The 17,740-nt window shown below is 63.8% G+C and carries 29 protein-coding genes; 21 read left to right on the top strand and 8 right to left on the bottom strand.

The window, feature by feature from the left end:
- Position 1 precedes the first annotated feature (1 nt).
- Genes FNV92_RS23055 through FNV92_RS23020 form a run of 8 tightly spaced genes read left to right on the top strand, consistent with a single transcriptional unit; the run spans position 2 to position 3,552 of the window.
- A complete protein-coding gene (locus tag FNV92_RS23055; protein WP_143844429.1) occupies positions 2-361 on the top strand; it encodes a DUF3024 domain-containing protein in 360 nt (119 codons plus the stop codon).
- Between the two features lie 13 nt (positions 362-374).
- On the top strand, positions 375-644 hold the full coding sequence (locus FNV92_RS23050; RefSeq protein ID WP_015687090.1) for a hypothetical protein: 270 nt from the start codon (positions 375-377) through the stop codon (positions 642-644).
- Positions 641-1,849, top strand: a complete 1,209-nt coding sequence (locus FNV92_RS23045) for a DegT/DnrJ/EryC1/StrS family aminotransferase (RefSeq protein WP_143844430.1) — start codon at positions 641-643, stop codon at positions 1,847-1,849. Before FNV92_RS23050 ends, FNV92_RS23045 begins: the two co-directional genes overlap by 4 nt.
- Before the next feature lie 34 nt (positions 1,850-1,883).
- A complete protein-coding gene (locus tag FNV92_RS23040; RefSeq protein WP_015687088.1) occupies positions 1,884-2,192 on the top strand; it encodes a 2Fe-2S iron-sulfur cluster-binding protein in 309 nt (102 codons plus the stop codon).
- Between the two features lie 17 nt (positions 2,193-2,209).
- Complete coding sequence (locus tag FNV92_RS23035; protein WP_143844431.1) at positions 2,210-2,434, top strand: hypothetical protein; 225 nt, start codon at positions 2,210-2,212, stop codon at positions 2,432-2,434.
- Between the two features lie 18 nt (positions 2,435-2,452).
- A complete protein-coding gene (locus tag FNV92_RS23030; RefSeq protein WP_015687086.1) occupies positions 2,453-2,902 on the top strand; it encodes a Rieske (2Fe-2S) protein in 450 nt (149 codons plus the stop codon).
- A 4-nt stretch (positions 2,903-2,906) separates the two neighbouring features.
- A complete protein-coding gene (locus FNV92_RS23025) occupies positions 2,907-3,074 on the top strand; it encodes a hypothetical protein (RefSeq protein ID WP_168213601.1) in 168 nt (55 codons plus the stop codon).
- A gap of 49 nt (positions 3,075-3,123) precedes the next feature.
- Positions 3,124-3,552 carry a group II truncated hemoglobin gene (locus FNV92_RS23020; RefSeq protein WP_143844432.1) on the top strand — a complete coding sequence of 143 codons (429 nt, stop codon included), beginning with the start codon at positions 3,124-3,126 and terminating at the stop codon, positions 3,550-3,552.
- A 12-nt stretch (positions 3,553-3,564) separates the two neighbouring features.
- Here the strand turns inward: FNV92_RS23020 and FNV92_RS23015 are convergent, their stop codons facing one another.
- Genes FNV92_RS23015 through FNV92_RS23000 form a run of 4 tightly spaced genes read right to left on the bottom strand, consistent with a single transcriptional unit; the run spans position 3,565 to position 5,424 of the window.
- Positions 3,565-3,810 (bottom strand): hypothetical protein, encoded by a 246-nt coding sequence (locus FNV92_RS23015; RefSeq protein WP_143844433.1) that lies wholly within the window; start codon positions 3,808-3,810, stop codon positions 3,565-3,567.
- A 35-nt stretch (positions 3,811-3,845) separates the two neighbouring features.
- On the bottom strand, positions 3,846-4,580 hold the full coding sequence (locus FNV92_RS23010) for a dienelactone hydrolase family protein (protein ID WP_143844434.1): 735 nt from the start codon (positions 4,578-4,580) through the stop codon (positions 3,846-3,848).
- 36 nt (positions 4,581-4,616) lie between these two features.
- Positions 4,617-4,946 (bottom strand): iron-sulfur cluster assembly protein, encoded by a 330-nt coding sequence (locus tag FNV92_RS23005; protein WP_143844435.1) that lies wholly within the window; start codon positions 4,944-4,946, stop codon positions 4,617-4,619.
- A gap of 7 nt (positions 4,947-4,953) precedes the next feature.
- The gene (locus FNV92_RS23000) at positions 4,954-5,424 is read right to left on the bottom strand and encodes a hypothetical protein (protein WP_416377763.1); all 471 of its coding nucleotides are present in this window, start codon (positions 5,422-5,424) and stop codon (positions 4,954-4,956) included.
- A gap of 350 nt (positions 5,425-5,774) precedes the next feature.
- Between FNV92_RS23000 and FNV92_RS22995 the strand changes: the two genes are divergently transcribed.
- Genes FNV92_RS22995 through FNV92_RS22985 form a run of 3 tightly spaced genes read left to right on the top strand, consistent with a single transcriptional unit; the run spans position 5,775 to position 6,748 of the window.
- Positions 5,775-6,008, top strand: coding sequence for a BolA family protein (locus FNV92_RS22995; protein WP_015687080.1), 234 nt, complete (start codon positions 5,775-5,777; stop codon positions 6,006-6,008).
- 51 nt (positions 6,009-6,059) lie between these two features.
- Entirely contained in the window at positions 6,060-6,395 is a 336-nt protein-coding gene (gene grxD / locus FNV92_RS22990) for a Grx4 family monothiol glutaredoxin (RefSeq protein WP_186355481.1), read from the top strand.
- On the top strand, positions 6,392-6,748 hold the full coding sequence (locus FNV92_RS22985; RefSeq protein WP_015687078.1) for a (2Fe-2S) ferredoxin domain-containing protein: 357 nt from the start codon (positions 6,392-6,394) through the stop codon (positions 6,746-6,748). Before grxD ends, FNV92_RS22985 begins: the two co-directional genes overlap by 4 nt.
- Here FNV92_RS22985 and FNV92_RS22980 read toward each other — a convergent pair.
- Together FNV92_RS22980 and FNV92_RS22975 are read right to left on the bottom strand one after the other, a co-directional pair.
- Complete coding sequence (locus tag FNV92_RS22980; RefSeq protein ID WP_143844437.1) at positions 6,745-7,170, bottom strand: ArsC/Spx/MgsR family protein; 426 nt, start codon at positions 7,168-7,170, stop codon at positions 6,745-6,747. The two genes, FNV92_RS22985 and FNV92_RS22980, sit on opposite strands and share 4 nt — an antisense overlap.
- A 9-nt stretch (positions 7,171-7,179) precedes the next feature.
- Positions 7,180-7,614: a response regulator gene (locus FNV92_RS22975; RefSeq protein ID WP_143844438.1), complete on the bottom strand. Its 435-nt coding sequence runs from the start codon at positions 7,612-7,614 to the stop codon at positions 7,180-7,182.
- A gap of 395 nt (positions 7,615-8,009) precedes the next feature.
- Between FNV92_RS22975 and nifH the strand changes: the two genes are divergently transcribed.
- The 10 genes from nifH to FNV92_RS22925 all read left to right on the top strand — a co-directional run bounded on the left by nifH (position 8,010) and on the right by FNV92_RS22925 (position 16,550).
- Positions 8,010-8,900, top strand: coding sequence for a nitrogenase iron protein (gene nifH, locus FNV92_RS22970; RefSeq protein ID WP_015687075.1), 891 nt, complete (start codon positions 8,010-8,012; stop codon positions 8,898-8,900).
- A gap of 48 nt (positions 8,901-8,948) precedes the next feature.
- Positions 8,949-9,698: a nitrogen fixation protein NifQ gene (locus tag FNV92_RS22965; protein WP_168213602.1), complete on the top strand. Its 750-nt coding sequence runs from the start codon at positions 8,949-8,951 to the stop codon at positions 9,696-9,698.
- Positions 9,699-9,709: 11 nt separating this feature from the next.
- Positions 9,710-10,201, top strand: coding sequence for a Fur family transcriptional regulator Irr (gene irr, locus FNV92_RS22960; protein ID WP_143844440.1), 492 nt, complete (start codon positions 9,710-9,712; stop codon positions 10,199-10,201).
- 144 nt (positions 10,202-10,345) lie between these two features.
- Positions 10,346-11,527 carry a homocitrate synthase gene (nifV, locus tag FNV92_RS22955; protein ID WP_143844441.1) on the top strand — a complete coding sequence of 394 codons (1,182 nt, stop codon included), beginning with the start codon at positions 10,346-10,348 and terminating at the stop codon, positions 11,525-11,527.
- A 7-nt stretch (positions 11,528-11,534) separates the two neighbouring features.
- Positions 11,535-12,344, top strand: coding sequence for a serine O-acetyltransferase (gene cysE / locus FNV92_RS22950; RefSeq protein WP_143844442.1), 810 nt, complete (start codon positions 11,535-11,537; stop codon positions 12,342-12,344).
- Complete coding sequence (gene nifW, locus FNV92_RS22945; RefSeq protein WP_143844443.1) at positions 12,337-12,666, top strand: nitrogenase stabilizing/protective protein NifW; 330 nt, start codon at positions 12,337-12,339, stop codon at positions 12,664-12,666. The genes cysE and nifW overlap by 8 nt, the downstream gene beginning before the upstream one ends.
- A 256-nt stretch (positions 12,667-12,922) precedes the next feature.
- Complete coding sequence (locus FNV92_RS22940; RefSeq protein ID WP_143844444.1) at positions 12,923-13,765, top strand: electron transfer flavoprotein subunit beta/FixA family protein; 843 nt, start codon at positions 12,923-12,925, stop codon at positions 13,763-13,765.
- A 19-nt stretch (positions 13,766-13,784) separates the two neighbouring features.
- Complete coding sequence (locus FNV92_RS22935; protein WP_143844445.1) at positions 13,785-14,894, top strand: electron transfer flavoprotein subunit alpha/FixB family protein; 1,110 nt, start codon at positions 13,785-13,787, stop codon at positions 14,892-14,894.
- Between the two features lie 13 nt (positions 14,895-14,907).
- On the top strand, positions 14,908-16,215 hold the full coding sequence (locus FNV92_RS22930) for an FAD-dependent oxidoreductase (protein WP_143844446.1): 1,308 nt from the start codon (positions 14,908-14,910) through the stop codon (positions 16,213-16,215).
- Between the two features lie 38 nt (positions 16,216-16,253).
- Positions 16,254-16,550 carry a ferredoxin family protein gene (locus FNV92_RS22925; RefSeq protein WP_143844447.1) on the top strand — a complete coding sequence of 99 codons (297 nt, stop codon included), beginning with the start codon at positions 16,254-16,256 and terminating at the stop codon, positions 16,548-16,550.
- A 49-nt stretch (positions 16,551-16,599) separates the two neighbouring features.
- On the opposite strand, the gene ahpD is transcribed toward FNV92_RS22925, so the two are convergent.
- Both ahpD and FNV92_RS22915 read right to left on the bottom strand, forming a co-directional pair.
- Positions 16,600-17,145 (bottom strand): alkylhydroperoxidase, AhpD family, encoded by a 546-nt coding sequence (gene ahpD, locus FNV92_RS22920; protein WP_143844448.1) that lies wholly within the window; start codon positions 17,143-17,145, stop codon positions 16,600-16,602.
- Positions 17,146-17,153: 8 nt separating this feature from the next.
- Entirely contained in the window at positions 17,154-17,708 is a 555-nt protein-coding gene (locus FNV92_RS22915) for a peroxiredoxin (protein ID WP_143844449.1), read from the bottom strand.
- Between the last annotated feature and the right edge of the window lie 32 nt (positions 17,709-17,740).

Genomic DNA, 17,740 nt, shown 5'->3' with positions numbered 1-17,740 from the left:
GATGAACGCCGCTGTGTTGAGGAAGCTCGATACCGGACGACCCGCGCATCCGAACGATATCGATCGCAAGCGGATCGAGCGCGCCATCAAGTCGCGCCAGCGCTATCGTTACGTCTCGCCTGACGTCACCGCGGTGACTGGAGGCTATCTCGTCGTCAGCCCGTGCTGCTCGCGGAATATCGATACCGAAGGTGGCGTCATCGACGTTGCGTTGCTGCACCACGATGCGGCCAGCGCAATGTGGCAGCTCTTCCGCAAGGATCACAAGAGGGGCGTCTGGGAATTGCACTCGTCGCACCCTCGACTGGGATCGGTGACCGACGTCCTGAACGCCGATCCCGAACGCGTGTTTTGGCAATAGCGGGATTTGCGAGATGGCTTTGGTGGCAAGCGAATTGGCAGAGATCGAACAGATGCTTGCGTCGTCGGATGCGGGCTCGCAGGCCTACTCGGAGCTGCGGCGTAAATACCCGCATCTCGCCTGGATCCGCTGCGACGCGTCCGACGTGACGGAGACGCCGTTCCGCTCGTTCCGGGAATTCGACCTGCATCTGCTCGATAGTGCGGATCATTGTGCGCAGATTACCGCAGATCCGGAGCGTGCGACCGGCATCGTCCTCGCAAAGCGGGGTGCAGCATCATGACCGAGCCCGCGCTGGTCTATGAGGTAGAGGAGATCGACGAGGAGTCGGTCGGGACAGGGAACGAATCCTTCATTCCCCTGTCGGATCCCGACATCACGGTCGCCGAGATCGCCGCGGTGGACGCGGTGCTGCGTTCGCCGCGGCTCTCGAATGGACCTGTTGCGGAAGCGTTTGAGACGGCCTTTGCCGGCTACCTCGGCCGGAAATACGCAGTCGCGGTACCGAATGGAACGATCGGGCTGCTACTCGCGCTGAAAGCTTGCCGCATCGGCGCAGGCGACGAGGTCATTGCTTCGGCCTATTCGTTCCGCGAAACCGCGCACGCGATCAGCCTTGCCGGGGCGCGGCCGGTGTTTGCCGATATCGACTATTGGTCGGGCGTATTGGCGCCGCAGAAGGTCGAGGAGCGCATCTCGCCCAGGACCCGCGCCATCATTGCCGGTAACAACAACGGCCATCCAGCGGCCTGGTCCGAGCTTTGCGATATCGCGTCGCGGCACAATCTTGTGCTGCTGGAGGATTCCACCGAGGCGATAGGCTCACGCTACAAGGGCGAACTGGTCGGAACATTCGGCGATGCCGCCATATTCGACTTCTCCCAGCCCTCGCTCCTGACGTGCGGTGAGGGTGGCATGGTCGTCACCGACGACATCGACCTTGCCATGACCTTGCGCCGGCATCGTTCGCACCGGCTGGACGAGCGCTCTTCCGTCGTGGTCGGCTCCGCCGCGCCCTACCAGGCCGGAATCAGCGATCTTGCGGCTGCGCTCGGGCTCGCGCAGCTCGCGCGCATCGACGAAATCATCGAGCGGCGCCGGCTGACCGAAGATCTCTACGCAACGCATGTCCAGTCCTTCGAGGGGATCAAGCCGCCCTATATCGCCCCCGACGTGACCGAGGTGAACTGGCTGCTCTATCTCGTGCATCTCGGCACGCGCTTCTCCCGCTCCAGTCGCGACGCCATCGCCGAGGATCTTCGGGTCGAGCAGGTCGAGGCGACGGCTTACAGCCATCCGCTGCATCTGCAGCGGCACTATTTCGATCTCGGCTATCGCCGCGGCGACCTCCTGGTCACCGAAAAGATCGCCGACCGCGCCGTCGCGCTGCCGTTCCACACGCATCTCACCGATGCCCATATCGAGTTCATCGTCGAGACCATGAAGGACGCCTCGATCAACGTAGGTGCCGGCGCAGCGATCTATTGAGTTGGAAGTCAACGTAACAGAGAGGATGAGAACCATGACGACCCTGACCGTGCTGCCGGAAGGCAAGACCATCGAGGTCTCGGAAGGAACGACGCTGCTGGCGGCGCTGCTGGGGGCCGAGATCGCGGTCCCGCACAAGTGCGAGGGCCAGGCCAAATGCGGCTCCTGCCACATCTACGTGCAGGAAGGCCGCAAAGGCCTGTCGAAGATCGCGCGGCTCGAGAACGAGAAGCTGGATTCCATCGTCGGTGTCGGCTCGAAGTCGCGGCTCGCCTGCCAGGCCACCGTGCTGGGAACGGAAGACGTCAAGATCGAGCTGCTCGGCTTTGGTTCGGGCCTGTGAAGGCGGGGGAGGGACAGATGGAGACGCAGAACATTGTGCTGCATGCGCGTTTCGCGCCGAACGGCACTGTGGTCGAGATCGGCGAGCGACCGGCGAGCCTCGCGCCGCAGGACTGGTTCAACTTCCTCAGCGACAAGGCTGGTGATGTTTACCAGGCGCTGGCCGGGGGCCGAGGCGTGTTTCGGTTGACGCGGGAAGAGCTGAACGCGCTGAAGGAGGCCGCCGCGCCGGCCGCGGCCTAGGGCCGGAAAGGGAATCGCATGGACACCGATGAGATCGAAGTCTTCGTCATCTGCGCCACCGACGCGGTCGAACGTGGCGGCGCGAAGGCCTTCAGCCTGTCGCGCATCGACGCGTCAGGCGAGAGCCGGCCGTTCCCGATCGTCGTGATCAGGACGCACGACAACGACTACATCGGCTATGTCAATGCCTGCCCGCATGATGGCGTGTGGCTCAACATCGGCAGCGGCGACTTCTTCACGCCGGACCGCGCCTTTCTCAAGTGCGGCCGTCATGGCGCGACCTTCGAGATCGACAGCGGGCTCGGCATCGACGGACCATGTCAAGGAAAGAGTTTGGAGCCGATCGCGCTTGCGGTGGTCGACGGCGAGGTCTGCCTGTGCGGTGAGCGGCTGGTCGAGGACGACCAGCCGCGCGATCCGTTCGACGACCACGACGAGACCATGGAGATCATGATCCACCCGGAATGACCCCATGACCGTCGCTCAGCTGCTCGAGGAATTGAACAGGCTGCCCGGCGACGCGGTCGTCCTGGTGGACAGTGGCGGAGGGCTGTCGCGCGTTGCGGCGCTGGAATTCGTCGCAGGGCAAGGCCCGGGCGCGCCGGCAGAGGTCATCTTGTCGCCCAGCATGGACGAGTGAGACCCCTGCGGCCGGGAGAAAGCACGGCGTAGCAAGGAGCGGGACACGAATGAGCGAGACGGCAGTCGTGGTTTCAATGTTTGAGCGGATCGGCGGCACGGTCACCATCGACCGGCTGGTCGAGAGCTTCTATCGGCGAATGGATGAGCTGCCGGAGGCCGCTTGTATCCGCGCCATGCATCCCTCCGACCTGGACCCCACCAAGCAGGTGCTGAAGCGCTATCTCACGGAGTGGACCGGCGGCGCGAAGCTCTATTCGGTCGAGAAGGGGCATCCGCGGTTGCGCCAGCGGCACATGGGCTTTCCGATCGGAGGTGCGGAGCGCGATGCCTGGCTGCTTTGCATGCGCGGTGCGCTGGACGAGACGGTCGCGGACGGCGCGGCCCGCCAGGAGCTCGACGTGGCGCTGTCCCGTCTCGCCGACTGGATGCGCAACCAGGCCGGCAATCCGCATGATGCCGGCGGCCATCCGGCTTGAGCCTGTGCCCCGTCATCCCGGCAGCGGCAAGCCGAAGAAATCCTCCTCCGAGCCGCCCCACGCCTCGTGCAGGGCGAGGCCGTTCCGCCAATGCCCGAGCTCGGACTCGTTGGCGGGCCGGTGCGTGATCTTGCCGTCGACCCTTTCGGCTAGCAGGAAGGCCTTGCCGTTGCGGATGAAGCGATTGAGATCCTTGCTGTCGGTCGGACGAACCACGCAGCGTGGTGCATCGTCGATGAGAATGGTCGTCGGAAGCATGCGGTGCTCCTTCCAGGTCGCGGACGGGCGAGCCGTCAATCCATCGGCGGTCCGAGATCGTCGTCCTTCTTCTTTTTCTTCTTCTCGGTCTTGGCTTGCGCATAGGCACCGGCATTCTTCAGGAGAATGGGCGGCTGGCCTTCGACATATTGCGAGATCCAGAACTGAGTGCGCGCCAGCGCCTGATCACCTGCGTCCTCGCGATAGCTGTCGCCTGGATAGGTGAAGGCGCTGACGTCGGGGCGATAGGCGCGGAATTGGGTGATCTGCTCCAGCGAAACCCGCGGATCGTTGTCGCCGAAATGCAGCAGCGTCGGCACTTTGCGCTTTTCGCGGTAGTCGGCAACGATCTCGCTGCCGTCATAGCCGACCACGCAGGCGATGCCGTCGATCTTGTTGCCGGCGGAGTAGGCGAGGTCGCCTCCCCAGCAGTAGCCGACGATCGCGACCTTGCCGGCGTCCTTCACCGCATCCACCGCAGCCTGAATGTCGGAGATCGCCTGGACCTTGCCGATCTGCTCAGAGATCGCCGTGCCGTCAGCCCGGCCGGATTCGTCCTGGTTGAGACTTACACCCGGTTTCACCCGATCGAACAAGGATGGTGCGATCGCGACATAGCCCGTGGCGGCAAACGTGTCCACGGCCTTCCGGATGGCGGGCGTGATGCCGAAGACGTCCTGAAGAACGACCACGGCTCCCTTTGGGGTCTCCGCCGGATCGGCGCGATAGGCGGAAAAATGGCTTCCGTCGCCTGCGGTCAGTTCGATCATGTGCATCCTCCTTGTTGATGTGCTTCGGCCGTGTCGCTAGAGCAGGCCGAGCTCGAGCTTGACGTCATCGGACATCCGCGAGCTGTCCCAGGGCGGATCGAACACCAGCCGAACCTCGACCCCGGCGATGCCGTCGATGGCGCGGACCGCCGTCTCCACCCAGGTCAGAATCTCGCCGGCGACGGGGCAGCCGGGCGCGGTCAAGGTCATGTCGATCTCGACCAGGCCGTCGTTCTTCGGCTCGATCCGGTAGATCAGCCCGAGATCGTAGATGTTCACGGGAATTTCGGGGTCGTGCACGGTCCGCAGTGCCGCGACGATCTCGGTGACCAATGCATCCTTGTCGGCAACAGCGGACGTCATCATCACGGCCTCATTGCAGTCCATCCGCGAGGGCGGCCACGACCGACCAGCCGACGGCGCCCGCGGGATCGAGCCTGCGCAAGGCCATGAGAAGCTCGTGCGCCTGCTTCCGGTTGTCCTTCCTCAAATGGATGAACGCGAGCGCCTTCAGCGTGTAGAGGGCAAAGCGTCCGGCCCCTTCCGGCAGCTCATCCTGAGGCTGCCAGCCTCGCCAGTCGGCTTTCCAGCCAGCCTGCAGCGCGGCTTCGCGCAGGCCGCGTTCGGCCATTTCCTGGGCCTCGTCGAGATAGCCGCGATAGGTGTGGATCTTGTAGAGGCAAAAATACACCGCAAGCTCGGTCGGCGCGGCGTCCAGTGCCTGGCGGAAGATGCGATCGGCCTCGATCGGATCGCGGCGGTAGCTGATGACACCCTGCTGCAGCAGGGCATCGATCTCCGGCGGAAGCTCTCCGAAATTGATGGCGTCGGTGTCAGCGAGCATGGCGATCACGATGATCCATGATTGTTCGTACCGGGCGTCCAATTCTTGCGTCCTTGCACGCCAACGCAGGTGCAGTTCCTGGCATCGGGCGGCAGGTCACGCTGTTGCAAAGCAAGAGCCGGGCCGCGGAAAATCTTCCGTACGGATGCGAATTCGGCGCGTGACGATCAGGCAATAATCTCGTTGAACGCCAAGTGGCCCGATGCCGTCACGTCCGCGACAGCGATAGGCACAGGATTGTCGGAAGTCGAACACGATGCGGGCCACAGTGCCCGGGGATCACGTCAAAACGCGTGCTCCGGACTGGTTTGGAGCTTGCATAGAGGCGCCCGGGAAGAGGAGTGCATGATATGGCGATGGCCGCACCAGACATCGAACAGCTGATCCGCGAGGCGTTCCCGGACGCGAAGGTGATCGTGACCGATCTCGCAGGCGACGGAGATCACTATGGCGCACGCGTCGTCTCGCAGGCCTTTGCCGGCAAGAGCCGCGTTCAGCAGCACCAGATGGTTTACGCCGCGTTGAAGGGAAACATGGGCGAGGCGCTGCACGCGCTGGCGCTCGAAACGGACGTGCCGAAATGAACGGCGCGCGTCCGGCTGTCAATCATCCATGAGCATGAGGAGAAAATGTCCATGAGTAACCCGACCGAACAACGCATCAAGGACGTCATTGCCAGCAACGACATCGTGCTGTTCATGAAGGGGGGGCCGGCGGCGCCGCAATGCGGCTTTTCGGGCGCCGTGGTGCAGATCCTGAGTGGTCTTGGCGTGCCCTTTGCCGGCGTCAACGTGCTGGCCGATCCGGAGATCCGTGATGGTATCAAGGCGTTCTCGAACTGGCCGACGATTCCGCAACTTTACGTCAAGGGCGAGTTTCTCGGCGGCTGCGACATCGTCCGCGAGATGTTCAAAGCCGGTGAGCTCGCCGCGCTGTTGAACGACAAGGGTATCGCGGTGGCGGCCGTATGAGTGACGGTGTGAACGAGGAGGAGTTCCAGCTCCCGCAACTCTACCGGCATCACGTCTTTGCCTGCCATACCCAGCGTCCGCCTGGCCATCCCCGCGGCAGCTGCGGCGCGGCCGGCGGTGCGGCTTTGTGGGAGCGGTTCGGCAAGGCGATCGAGGCGCAGCGGCTGACCGATATCGGTTTCACCGCGTCCGGCTGTCTCGGCTTCTGCGCCGCCGGTCCGCTGATGGTGATCTATCCCGATGGCGTCTGGTATCGTCCAACCACGCCGGAGGACGTCGATGAGATCGTCGAGTCCCATCTCAAGCAGGGCAAGCGCGTCGATCGCCTCGTGATGGTGTTGGCGCGAAGCTAAGTCGCGGTGAGGGGATCCGGGCAACGCGGCACGGCCTCAGGTCGCGTGCAGCCCTGGAGGTCGTCGCGTGAGCCGCCGCCAAGCAGCGACAGCACCGGCTCGCGGTCGAAACCGGCGCATCGCGCGCCATCGGCCTCGACCAGAGGCCTTCGGATCAGCAGCGGATCGTCGAGCATCAACGCGAGCGCGCCTGCGGCATCGATTGCGGCGGGATCGACTTCGCCGGACTTCACCCGTGGCGCGGCTGGGTTGAACCAGGATGCCACGGGCGTATCGCCGAAGAAGGTCATCAGATCCGGCGCGGTCCAGGGCTCGGTGAGCAGGCTCTTGGCGACAACCCGATGACCCGCGGCTTCGAGCGCGCGGATCTGCCGTGCATTCGTGCCGCAGCCCGGCTTTTGGTAGAACAGAACGGTCGCCATGGCGCGCGCCTATTTCATCATTGAGAGCTGGATCAGCGGCGCCGCCCCGCCGCGGCCGAGAATGGTGTCGACTTTCTGCCGCACGCCCTCGAGCGTCAGCGGCTTGACCACGGCGCCATGCGCACCGGCTTTCATCGCCTCGACCGCGGTCGCCTCGTCCGACCTGTCGGTCACGACCAGGATACGGACGCCGGGGAATTTTGCGGTGAGCTCCCCGATCAAGCCGGGCCCGCGGCTCTTGAGGAATGAGACGCCGAGCAGGACGACGTCGGGCTTGAGCCAGTCGACGCCCTTTGCATAAGCCTCTTCGGGGCTGGTCAACTCATGGGTCTCGATCTCGTCGTGCAGCATGAATTGCAGGGCCGCGCGGGTGATCTCGTCCTCGTCGACCACGAACACGCGCCGCTGGTCCACGGCCTTGGCTGTCTCGACTCCGATCTGCATCTGTCGCTCTCCTCAAATCGCATCTGACGAAGAGAGTTAGCAATTTCCGTTCCGCTTTCCGGTCACGAAAACGGCCGCTAAATAGGCGCGTTTCGGCTCGAAGGCTTGTCCGGTTTCCGACAGTGGCACTACCTCTGTAGGGTTCGGCACAGCTTCTGTCGCTGCCGGCTGCGAATTATTCTTCAAGCATGATCAGTCGCTTAGTGCGCGTGCCGGGAATGGCACGCCAGTTGCTATTTGGATGCAGCAACAACGAGTGAGGGCTGAGAGCACGCCGACGCCGATGGCGAGCGATGTTCTCCTTCCCGAGCCCCGTGTGCCCACGTTTCTGAGAGAGAAACAATCTCGCGCGAGCATCGTGCGAAATCATTGGCAATCGGTTGATGGAGAGCAACATGTCTTCACTGAGACAAATCGCGTTTTACGGCAAGGGCGGTATCGGCAAGTCGACGACGTCGCAGAACACGCTGGCTGCGCTGGCAGAGATGGGCCACAAGATCCTGATCGTCGGCTGCGATCCCAAGGCGGATTCGACCCGCCTGATCCTGCACGCCAAGGCGCAGGACACCATCCTGAGCCTGGCGGCGAATGCCGGCAGCGTCGAGGACCTCGAAATCGAGGACGTGATGAAGGTCGGCTACCGCGACATCCGTTGCGTCGAGTCCGGCGGTCCGGAGCCCGGTGTCGGATGCGCCGGCCGCGGCGTCATCACCTCGATCAACTTCCTGGAGGAGAACGGTGCCTACGAGGACATCGACTACGTGTCCTACGACGTTCTAGGCGACGTCGTGTGCGGCGGCTTCGCGATGCCGATCCGCGAGAACAAGGCGCAGGAAATCTACATCGTGATGTCCGGCGAGATGATGGCGATGTATGCCGCCAACAACATCTCGAAGGGCATTCTGAAATACGCCAATTCCGGCGGCGTGCGTCTCGGCGGCCTGGTCTGCAACGAACGGCAGACCGACAAGGAGCTGGAACTGGCGGAAGCGCTGGCGAAGAAGCTCGGCACCCAGCTGATCTACTTCGTGCCGCGCGACAACATCGTGCAGCACGCGGAGCTGCGCCGCATGACGGTGCTGGAATACGCGCCGGAGTCCCAGCAGGCCGATCACTATCGCAAGCTGGCGCAGAAGATCCACAACAACGGCGGCAAGGGCATCATCCCGACCCCGATCACGATGGATGAGCTCGAGGACATGTTGATGGAGCACGGCATCATGAAGGCGGTGGACGAGTCCGTCGTCGGCAAGACCGCCGCCGAACTCGCCGCCATGTCGGCCTGATCCCTCGTGCCGGCCTCCCCGACCGGGGAGGCCGGCATCGGCTTCACAATGACAGCAGCGGAGCCTTCCGTGATTGCAGCACAAGCGAGCCGGATCGACGTGTCGTCATTTCCGTTCGCGCCGGCAGATGCCGGCGAGACGCACGCCGGAAGAGCCTTCTACCGCCTGCTGACCGGACGTGACCCGGCGGATGCCGATATCCGCGACAACGACGATTTCGATCGCCACGTGCTGGCGTCCATCCTGGCTGCTTCGGTGATGGATGGCGGCCAGATCGCCGAGCGGTCGGGCCTCGCCGAGCAGGACCTCAATGAGCTGCTGGCTCAATGCTTCCCGTCGGCCGGGGTGAGAGCATTTGCCTGGAGTGCCAGGTCCGATCGGGACGGCGACGACGAGACGGCCATGGTGCGCGATCTCTTGCTCGCGCAGCGGTCAACCGACGGCGAGATAGGCCGCTGGCTCGCGGCGATGGTGGCACGCCGCGCCATGGAGCCGAACCATCTGTGGGAAGATCTCGGATTGCGTGAGCGCCCGGAATTGTCCCGTCTGCTGACCCGGCACTTCGCGCCTCTGGCGGCGCGCAATACCCGGAACATGCGCTGGAAGCGCTTCTTCTATCGCATGCTGTGCGAGGACGATGGCTTCGTGATGTGCACGACGCCCATCTGCACGCAATGCAATGATTTCGATCTCTGCTTCGGTGAAGAGAACGGCGAGAGCCGCATGGCCGAGCGCCGCCGGGAATATCTGCGCGGCGCCGACGATCATGTCGATCCGGCCGGGGATCGGCGAGCGTGAGGCAAGCTCACATGGACCTGTTCTCTGGCGACAAATATCAGGAGTCCGTTGCTGACGCGGAGTCCGAAGCGGGATGCGGGCGGCTTGATGCCGACGGGCCTGGTTGTGCACGGCGGTTGCGGGATGCGGGGCTGCGACCGACACGCCAGCGGGTGATGCTTGGCGAATTGCTGTTTGCCAGAGGCGATCGCCATGTCACTGCCGAAATGCTCTATGGCGAGGCGGTCGAGGCCAACATCGAGCTTTCACTGGCGACGGTCTACAACACGCTGAATCAGTTCACGCAGGCGGGCCTGCTGCGCCGAATCGGACCGGACGGATCGAGATCCTTCTTCGACACCAATACCAGCGTGCATCCGCATTTCTATCTGGTGGGCGAGGATGTCCTGATCGATGTTCCGGAACGGCTGATTGTGGCGCAAATGCCGGAGGCCTTGCCCGGCCACGAGATATCCAGGCTCGACATCATCATTCACATCTGCCGCAAGCCAGCAGACATCTGACGCGTCGCCTTCGCGACCTTGTCGCATATGCGACAAAGCCAGATCAGCTGAAAAGAGCTTTGATTTCAAGCGCCTTTTGCCGTTCTCGGTGGTGGCACGCGGGTTGCTGAGGAACAGCGGAAGAATTTGATACGGAGCCCGCTGATGGCGTTCGCCGGCGTAACGACACTGTCGGACAAGGTATTGTCCCGCCCCATCGTTCTCAACGACACGACGTTGCGCGACGGCGAGCAGGCGCCCGGCGTAGCCTTCACCACAGGGGAAAAGGTATCGATCGCGCGCGCGCTGGCGCGGGCGGGTGTTGTCGAGATCGAGGCCGGGACCCCGGCCATGGGGCACGAGGAGGTGACCGCGATCCGCGCCATTGTGGAGGCGGGCTTGCCGGTGACGGCGATTGCCTGGTGCCGGATGCGGCAGGCGGACGTGGACGCGGCGATCGCGGCGGGGGTCTCCATGGTCAATGTGTCGATCCCGTCCTCCGACGTGCAGATTGCCGCCAAGCTCAGTGGCGGACGGGCTGCGGCTCTGGAGCAGGTGCGGCGCGTGGTGGGCTATGCCCGTGATAGGGGGCTCGACGTTGCCGTCGGCGGCGAGGATTCATCGCGTGCCGACGTCGATTTTCTGGTCGAGCTGATCGCAACCGCCAAGGCCGCTGGTGCGCGCCGATTTCGTATCGCCGACACGTTGAGCGTGCTCGATCCCGACGCATCCTTCGCGCTCATGAAAGCGCTCCGCGCGACCACCGATCTCGAGCTCGAGTTCCACGGCCATGACGACCTGGGTCTCGCGACCGCCAATACGCTTGCGGCGATCAAGGCCGGCGCCACCCATGCCTCCGTGACCGTGATCGGGCTTGGCGAGCGGGCCGGCAATGCGCCTCTGGAGGAGGTCGCGGTCGCGCTCAAGCAGCTCTACGGCCACGACACCGGCGTGGTGCTGTCGGAACTGGAGAATGTCGCTGCGGTGGTAGCCGCTGCGGCCGCACGCGCGATTCCGCTCAACAAGGCGATCGTCGGTGAGCATGTCTTCACGCACGAGTCAGGCATTCACGTCGATGGTCTGTTGAAGGACCAGCGTACCTATCAGGCGCTCGATCCCGGATTGCTCGGCCGCGCCAACCGCATCGTCATCGGCAAGCACTCGGGATTGGCGGCGATCACGTCGTTGCTCTCGGAATTGCAGCTTGCCGTCAGTGCGGAGGAGGCCAGGACCATTCTTGCCCGGGTTCGCAAGCATGCGGTCGAACACAAGGGCGCCGTCGCGCGCGAGACGGTGACTGCGATCTGGCGCGAAGTGCACGAGCACTCGCTGCTCAACTGTGCGTGAGGTTATCATGGCCTGTGTCGTCGACATTCCAATGGCCGATCCGGACGATGCGAGGCCGGCGGGACCGTCGTTGCTCGCGTTGATCCGCGAGGATATCGCCTGTGTACGTCAGCGCGATCCTGCCGCGCGCGGCCAGATCGAGACGCTCCTGACCTATCCCGGGATCCACGCGGTGATCTGGTATCGGATCGCGCATGGGCTGTGGAACAGCGGCTGGCGCTTTCCGGCACGGGTGCTGTCCTGGCTCGGACGTTTCCTCAGCAATGTCGACATTCATCCCGGCGCCCGGATCGGTCACCGCTTCTTCATTGACCATGGCGCAGGTGTCGTCATTGGCGAAACCGCCGAGGTTGGCGACGATGTCACGCTCTATCATGGCGTCACGCTGGGCGGTACGTCTTGGTCGCCGGGCAAGCGTCATCCGACGCTGGAGGACCGCGTCGTCGTCGGGGCTGGAGCCAAGATTCTCGGGCCGATCACGGTCGGGGCCGGCTCTCGCGTCGGCGCCAATTCGGTGGTGATCGAGAGCACGCCGCCTGACGTCACCGTGGTCGGCATCCCCGCGCGCGTGGTGCGGCCGCAATTGAGCCACCGCCGCGTGGTCGGACGGATCGATCTCGATCATCATCTGATGCCCGACCCCGTCGGCGATGCGATCGAGGTGCTGCTTGATCGCGTCGAATTCCTGGAAGCGCGGCTCACGCACATGCAGAAGCGTCTGCGCGAGGCCGGCGTGCCGGGCCGGGCCGATGATCCCGCCTTGTCGACGTCCGATTGTGGCGGCACCACGAGCCTGATGGAGACCTGCAATGGCTGATGGAATTCTGGCGCAATTGAACAGCGCGTCTTCGGCGGAGGAATTCTTCGCGCTGCTTGGCGTCGACTACGACGCGAAGGTCGTCAACGTGGCCCGGCTGCATATCCTGCGGCGGATGGGCCAGTATCTCGCGGGCGAGGATTTTATCGGCGCCGCGGACGCTGTCGTTGCCGAGCGATGCAGGGCGGTGCTCGAGCGGGCCTATGCGGATTTTGTCGCATCGACGCCGATCGACCAGCGGGTCTTCAAGGTCCTGAAGGATGCTGTTGCGCCGCAGGCGAAGCCGACGCCGACATTGGTGCAGCTCGGCACATTGAAGTGAACGTTCTCTCGTCGTGCAGCGGAGCCGCGAATGATCCGTGGGCGGGCTTGCGCGCGCCCTTGGACGCCCGCCTTGGCAAAATCATGTCTGTCGGGGCCTGTCGGATTTCCGACGCGTGTGTCGAGTGTCGTGCCCACCCGACGGGCAACTCGTCCCGGCGCCATCGCAAGCCATTGGACTCCTGATCGATTTTCGTCGTCGCCGCAGTTGGTACGACACTTGCTGTCCTCTATCTGGCCAAGCTTTGGAGAAGCGCATGCACATCGTCGTCTGCATCAAGCAGGTTCCCGATTCCGCGCAGATTCGCGTGCATCCCGTGACCAACACCATCATGCGCCAGGGGGTGCCGACCATCATCAACCCCTATGATCTGTTTGCGCTCGAAGCGGCGCTCGAGCTGCGCGACAAGTTCGGCGGCGAGGTCACGGTGCTGACCATGGGGCCGCCCTCGGCCGAAGACTCGCTTCGAAAGGCGCTGACGTTCGGCGCCGACCGGGCGGTCCTGCTGACCGATCGTTTCTTTGCCGGTGCCGATACGCTGGCCACGACCTACGCACTTGCCACCGCGATCCGGAAGATTTCGACCGAGTTCGGTCCGCCGGATCTGGTCTTCACCGGCAAGCAGACGATCGATGGCGACACCGCCCAGGTCGGTCCCGGCATCGCCAAGCGGCTCGGCCTGTTGCAGCTGACCTATGTCGCGAAGATCAGCGCGCTTGATCTCGAGGCGCGTACGATCGATGCGGAGCGACGCTCCGAAGGCGGCGTGCAGATCTTGCGTACCCGGCTGCCGTGTCTGGTCACCATGCTGGAAGCGACCAACCAGATTCGGCGTGGCGCCATGGCCGATGCACTCCGCGCGGCACGCGCGCCGATCGTGAAATGGAGTGCCCAGGATGCCGGGGTCGAGGACATCTCGAAATGCGGACTGAGGGGATCGCCGACGATCGTCAAGCGGGTGTTTGCACCGGCCGCACGCAGCGAAAAGGCGGCTCTGATCGAGGTCGGCGAGCAACCAGCCGAGGCCCTGATCGAGGCGATCTTCAAACGTCAGCCGCCGCTGGAGGCCGAACTCGCGACGCTGGCGCGCGGATATTGATGCAAAGGGAGCACCGACTATGAGCACCGCACCGAAAACTCCCTCTCAGGCCGCCGGTGGCCGCGCTTCCACCAAGAAGGAGCTGCCCGAGCATTTCAAGGCCTATAAGCATGTCTGGGTCTTCATCGAGCAGGAGCGCGGTGTCGTGCATCCGGTCTCCTGGGAGTTGATGGGGGCCGGTCGCAAGCTTGCCGACAAGCTCAAGGTCGATCTCGCCGCTGTCGTGATCGGTCCGGATGGCGAGGCGACGCAACACGCTGCGGCCGAATCCTTCTGTTACGGTGCCGACCTCGTCTATATGGTCGCCGACAATCTGCTGGCCGATTATCGCAACGAATCCTACACCAAGGCGCTGACCGACGTCGTCAACACCTACAAGCCGGAGATCCTGCTGCTCGGTGCCACCACGCTCGGCCGCGATCTGGCGGGCTCGGTGGCGACCACGTTGCTCACCGGCCTCACCGCCGATTGCACCGAGCTCGACGTCGATGCGGACGGCTCGCTGGCCGCAACGCGGCCGACCTTCGGCGGCTCGCTGCTCTGCACGATCTACACGCTGAACTACCGGCCGCAGATGGCGACCGTTCGTCCACGCGTGATGCCAATGCCGGAGCGCGTGGTTCGCGACACCGGCCGGATCGTCAGCCATCCGCTCGACCTCGTCGAGGACGACATCGTCACCAAGGTGCTGTCGTTTCTGCCTGATCGCGATTCCGCCAAGTCAAATCTCGCTTACGCCGACGTGGTCGTCGCCGGCGGCCTCGGGCTCGGGTCGCCGGAGAATTTCCAGCTGGTGCGCCAGCTCGCGACCGTGCTCGGCGCCGAATATGGCTGCTCGCGGCCGCTGGTGCAGAAGGGCTGGGTCACCTCCGACCGGCAGATCGGCCAGACCGGCAAGACCATCCGGCCAAAGCTCTATATTGCCGCCGGCATCTCCGGCGCGATCCAGCATCGCGTCGGCGTCGAGGGCGCCGACCTCATCGTCGCCATCAACACCGACAAAAACGCGCCGATCTTCGAATTCGCCCATGTGGGCATCGTCACCGACGCCATCAGGTTGTTGCCGGCGTTGACCGCCGCGTTCCGCGCGCGGCTGTCGCCGCATTCGCGCGACCGCATCGCAAGTTAGGGAGGGGACCGCCATGATCGAGGAGAAATTCGACGCCATCGTCGTCGGGGCCGGCATGGCCGGCAATGCGGCGGCGCTCACGCTGGCCCAGCGTGGCCTGAAAGTACTGCAGCTCGAGCGCGGAGAATACTCGGGATCCAAGAACGTGCAGGGCGCCATCCTCTACGCCGACATGCTGGAGAAGCTGATCCCGGATTTCCGCGAGGATGCGCCGCTCGAACGGCATCTGGTCGAGCAGCGCTTCTGGATGATGGACGACCGCTCTCACACCGGATTGCACTATCGCTCGGACGACTTCAACGAGGAGAAGCCGAACCGCTACACCATCATTCGTGCCCAGTTCGACAAATGGTTCTCCTCGAGGGTCCGCGAAGCCGGCGCGACGGTGTTGTGCGAGACCACAGTGACCGAGCTTGCGCAGGACGCCTATGGCAAGGTGATCGGCGTCCGCACCGATCGCGCCGACGGCGAGATCCATGCCGACGTGGTCGTGCTGGCGGAGGGCGTCAACGGCCTGCTCGGAACGCGCGCCGGCCTGCGCGACCGGCCGAAGCCGGACAAGGTGGCGCTCGCGGTGAAGGAGATGCACTTCCTGCCGCGCGAGACCATCGAGGCGCGCTTCAACCTTCGCGGCGACGAAGGCGTTGTAATCGAGGCCGCCGGCACCATCTCGCGCGGCATGACCGGCATGGGCTTCATCTATGCCAACCAGGAGTGCATCTCGCTCGGCATCGGCTGCCTGGTCGCTGACTTCCAGCGCACCGGCGAGACGCCTTACGGCCTGCTCGATCGCTTCAAGCGGCACCCTTCGGTGGCGCCGTTGATCGAAGGGTCGGAGGTCAAGGAATATTCCGCCCACCTGATCCCGGAGGGCGGCTTCAATGCGATCCCGCAGCTCTATGGCGAGGGCTGGGTCGTGGTCGGCGACGCCGCGCAGCTCAACAATGCAATTCATCGCGAGGGCTCGAACCTTGCGATGACCTCCGGCCGGATTGCGGCCGAAGCGATCTTCCAGATCAAATCGCGGCGCGATCCGATGACGGCGGACAATCTGGCGCTCTACAAGAAGATGCTGGACGAGTCCTTCGTCATGAAGGACCTGAAGAAGTACAAGGATATGCCGGCGCTGATGCATACCCAGTCGCAGAACTTCTTCCTGACCTATCCGGAACTCGTCTCCAAGGCGATGCAGAACTTCCTGCGCGTCGACGGTACGCCCAAGATCGAGAAGGAAAAAGTGACGCTGAGATCCTTCATCAAGGCGCGATCCTGGACCGGTTTGTTCGGCGACGCCTTCCGCCTGGCCCGCGCCTGGCGCTGAGAGAGCTGACATAGCGACAAACGATGGAGACCCAAATCATGTCGATCGAACCATCCGTGCGCGTCGAGGACAAGCTGTTCTACAACCGCTATCTGGTCGATGCCGGCCGCGCCCACATCAAGGTGCGGCCGCACACGACACCGTCGCCGCAGCTGCTCACCATGCTCAAGGCCTGCCCGGCGCGCTGCTATGAGCTCAACGACAAGGGACAGGTCGAGGTCACCGTCGATGGCTGCGTCGAATGCGGCACCTGCCGGGTGATCTGCGAGGAAAGCGGCGACATCGAGTGGAGCTATCCGCGCGGCGGCTACGGCGTGCTGTTCAAGTTCGGCTGAATATCCGGACGCCGCCGGTGAGTCCGGCGGCGTCCGCTTGTCGCATTGCCTATTCCGCGGCCGCCAGAACGGCAGCTCCGCCGGCCTCGATGGCGACCGCGACCGACTGGATGATCGCGGCAAAGCGCACCGCGGTCTGGATCTTACCGGCGGCGACGCCGGCCTCCTGCAAGACCTTCTCGTGCGCATCGATGCAGGCGCCGCAGCCGTTGATGGCGGACACGGCGAGCGACCAAAGCTCAAAATCGGCTTTGTCGACGCCGGGGTTTCCGATCACGTTCATGCGTAGCCGCGCTGGCATGGTTCCGTATTCCTTGTTCGAGGCAAGGTGGACGAACCGGTAGTAGATGTTGTTCATGGCCATCACGGACGCCGCGGCTTTCGCCGCCGCGATGGCCGCCGGCGTCAATCTGTCCGACGCAAGCCGTGTGAACGCCGCGATCACGGCCGGGTTGCGGGTCGCAACCGCGGCTGCGAGGAACAGGCCATACTTCGTCTGCTCGCCCAGGCTCTCGTCGGCCACCATGGACGAGAGATTGAGTCTCACGTCCTTGGCGAAGTCCGGGACCATGTCCTTCAGTTGATCAATCGACATGGCTGCTGTCAGGCGACCTTCAGCGTCTCGCCGCCGACCTCGCGGTTGCAGGGGCAAAGCTCGTCGGTCTGCAGCGCGTCGAGCACGCGCAGCGTATCCTTGGGGCTGCGGCCGACATTGAGGTTGGTGGCGTAGACATGCTGGATGGTATTGTCGGGATCGACGACGAACGTGTAGCGATAGGCGACGCCATCCGGCGAACGGACGCCGAGACCGTCGACCAGCGAGCCCCTGGTGTCGGCGAACTGCCAGATCGGCAGCTTGCGTAGATCCTTGTGATCGCGCCGCCAGGCCAGCTTGCAGAACTCGTTGTCGGTCGATCCGCCGAGCACGACGGCATCGCGATCCTCGAAATCCTTCGCGAGCCGAGCGAATTCGGCGATCTCGGTCGGGCAGACGAAAGTAAAATCCTTGGGATAGAAGAAGACAATCTTCCATTTACCGGGAAAGCTTTTTTCAGTCAGTGTCTCGAAGGCGCTCTCACCCTTTTCTTCCTGAACTTCAAATCCGGGCTTCACGCCGACGACTTCGAACGATGGCAACTGACTTCCAATTCCGAGCATAGTTTTTAACCTTTTGAGATTCGATCGCAGCA

It is taken from the genome of Bradyrhizobium cosmicum (genome assembly GCF_007290395.2).
Lineage (GTDB): Bacteria > Pseudomonadota > Alphaproteobacteria > Rhizobiales > Xanthobacteraceae > Bradyrhizobium > Bradyrhizobium cosmicum.
The sequence above is the reverse complement of the archived record's forward strand: the minus strand, read 5'-3'. Positions and strand labels throughout refer to the sequence as shown.

Excerpts from the sequence above, each read along its gene's own strand:
- FNV92_RS23055 (WP_143844429.1), top strand. The coding sequence starts at position 2 with ATGAACGCCGCTGTGTTGAGGAAGCTCGATACCGGACGACCCGCGCAT.
- FNV92_RS23050 (WP_015687090.1), top strand. The coding sequence starts at position 375 with ATGGCTTTGGTGGCAAGCGAATTGGCAGAGATCGAACAGATGCTTGCG.
- FNV92_RS23045 (WP_143844430.1), top strand. The coding sequence starts at position 641 with ATGACCGAGCCCGCGCTGGTCTATGAGGTAGAGGAGATCGACGAGGAG.
- FNV92_RS23040 (WP_015687088.1), top strand. The coding sequence starts at position 1,884 with ATGACGACCCTGACCGTGCTGCCGGAAGGCAAGACCATCGAGGTCTCG.
- FNV92_RS23035 (WP_143844431.1), top strand. The coding sequence starts at position 2,210 with ATGGAGACGCAGAACATTGTGCTGCATGCGCGTTTCGCGCCGAACGGC.
- FNV92_RS23030 (WP_015687086.1), top strand. The coding sequence starts at position 2,453 with ATGGACACCGATGAGATCGAAGTCTTCGTCATCTGCGCCACCGACGCG.
- FNV92_RS23025 (WP_168213601.1), top strand. The coding sequence starts at position 2,907 with ATGACCGTCGCTCAGCTGCTCGAGGAATTGAACAGGCTGCCCGGCGAC.
- FNV92_RS23020 (WP_143844432.1), top strand. The coding sequence starts at position 3,124 with ATGAGCGAGACGGCAGTCGTGGTTTCAATGTTTGAGCGGATCGGCGGC.
- FNV92_RS23015 (WP_143844433.1), bottom strand. The coding sequence starts at position 3,810 with ATGCTTCCGACGACCATTCTCATCGACGATGCACCACGCTGCGTGGTT.
- FNV92_RS23010 (WP_143844434.1), bottom strand. The coding sequence starts at position 4,580 with ATGATCGAACTGACCGCAGGCGACGGAAGCCATTTTTCCGCCTATCGC.
- FNV92_RS23005 (WP_143844435.1), bottom strand. The coding sequence starts at position 4,946 with ATGATGACGTCCGCTGTTGCCGACAAGGATGCATTGGTCACCGAGATC.
- FNV92_RS23000 (WP_416377763.1), bottom strand. The coding sequence starts at position 5,424 with ATGCTCGCTGACACCGACGCCATCAATTTCGGAGAGCTTCCGCCGGAG.
- FNV92_RS22995 (WP_015687080.1), top strand. The coding sequence starts at position 5,775 with ATGGCGATGGCCGCACCAGACATCGAACAGCTGATCCGCGAGGCGTTC.
- grxD (WP_186355481.1), top strand. The coding sequence starts at position 6,060 with ATGAGTAACCCGACCGAACAACGCATCAAGGACGTCATTGCCAGCAAC.
- FNV92_RS22985 (WP_015687078.1), top strand. The coding sequence starts at position 6,392 with ATGAGTGACGGTGTGAACGAGGAGGAGTTCCAGCTCCCGCAACTCTAC.
- FNV92_RS22980 (WP_143844437.1), bottom strand. The coding sequence starts at position 7,170 with ATGGCGACCGTTCTGTTCTACCAAAAGCCGGGCTGCGGCACGAATGCA.
- FNV92_RS22975 (WP_143844438.1), bottom strand. The coding sequence starts at position 7,614 with ATGCAGATCGGAGTCGAGACAGCCAAGGCCGTGGACCAGCGGCGCGTG.
- nifH (WP_015687075.1), top strand. The coding sequence starts at position 8,010 with ATGTCTTCACTGAGACAAATCGCGTTTTACGGCAAGGGCGGTATCGGC.
- FNV92_RS22965 (WP_168213602.1), top strand. The coding sequence starts at position 8,949 with ATGACAGCAGCGGAGCCTTCCGTGATTGCAGCACAAGCGAGCCGGATC.
- irr (WP_143844440.1), top strand. The coding sequence starts at position 9,710 with ATGGACCTGTTCTCTGGCGACAAATATCAGGAGTCCGTTGCTGACGCG.
- nifV (WP_143844441.1), top strand. The coding sequence starts at position 10,346 with ATGGCGTTCGCCGGCGTAACGACACTGTCGGACAAGGTATTGTCCCGC.
- cysE (WP_143844442.1), top strand. The coding sequence starts at position 11,535 with ATGGCCTGTGTCGTCGACATTCCAATGGCCGATCCGGACGATGCGAGG.
- nifW (WP_143844443.1), top strand. The coding sequence starts at position 12,337 with ATGGCTGATGGAATTCTGGCGCAATTGAACAGCGCGTCTTCGGCGGAG.
- FNV92_RS22940 (WP_143844444.1), top strand. The coding sequence starts at position 12,923 with ATGCACATCGTCGTCTGCATCAAGCAGGTTCCCGATTCCGCGCAGATT.
- FNV92_RS22935 (WP_143844445.1), top strand. The coding sequence starts at position 13,785 with ATGAGCACCGCACCGAAAACTCCCTCTCAGGCCGCCGGTGGCCGCGCT.
- FNV92_RS22930 (WP_143844446.1), top strand. The coding sequence starts at position 14,908 with ATGATCGAGGAGAAATTCGACGCCATCGTCGTCGGGGCCGGCATGGCC.
- FNV92_RS22925 (WP_143844447.1), top strand. The coding sequence starts at position 16,254 with ATGTCGATCGAACCATCCGTGCGCGTCGAGGACAAGCTGTTCTACAAC.
- ahpD (WP_143844448.1), bottom strand. The coding sequence starts at position 17,145 with ATGTCGATTGATCAACTGAAGGACATGGTCCCGGACTTCGCCAAGGAC.
- FNV92_RS22915 (WP_143844449.1), bottom strand. The coding sequence starts at position 17,708 with ATGCTCGGAATTGGAAGTCAGTTGCCATCGTTCGAAGTCGTCGGCGTG.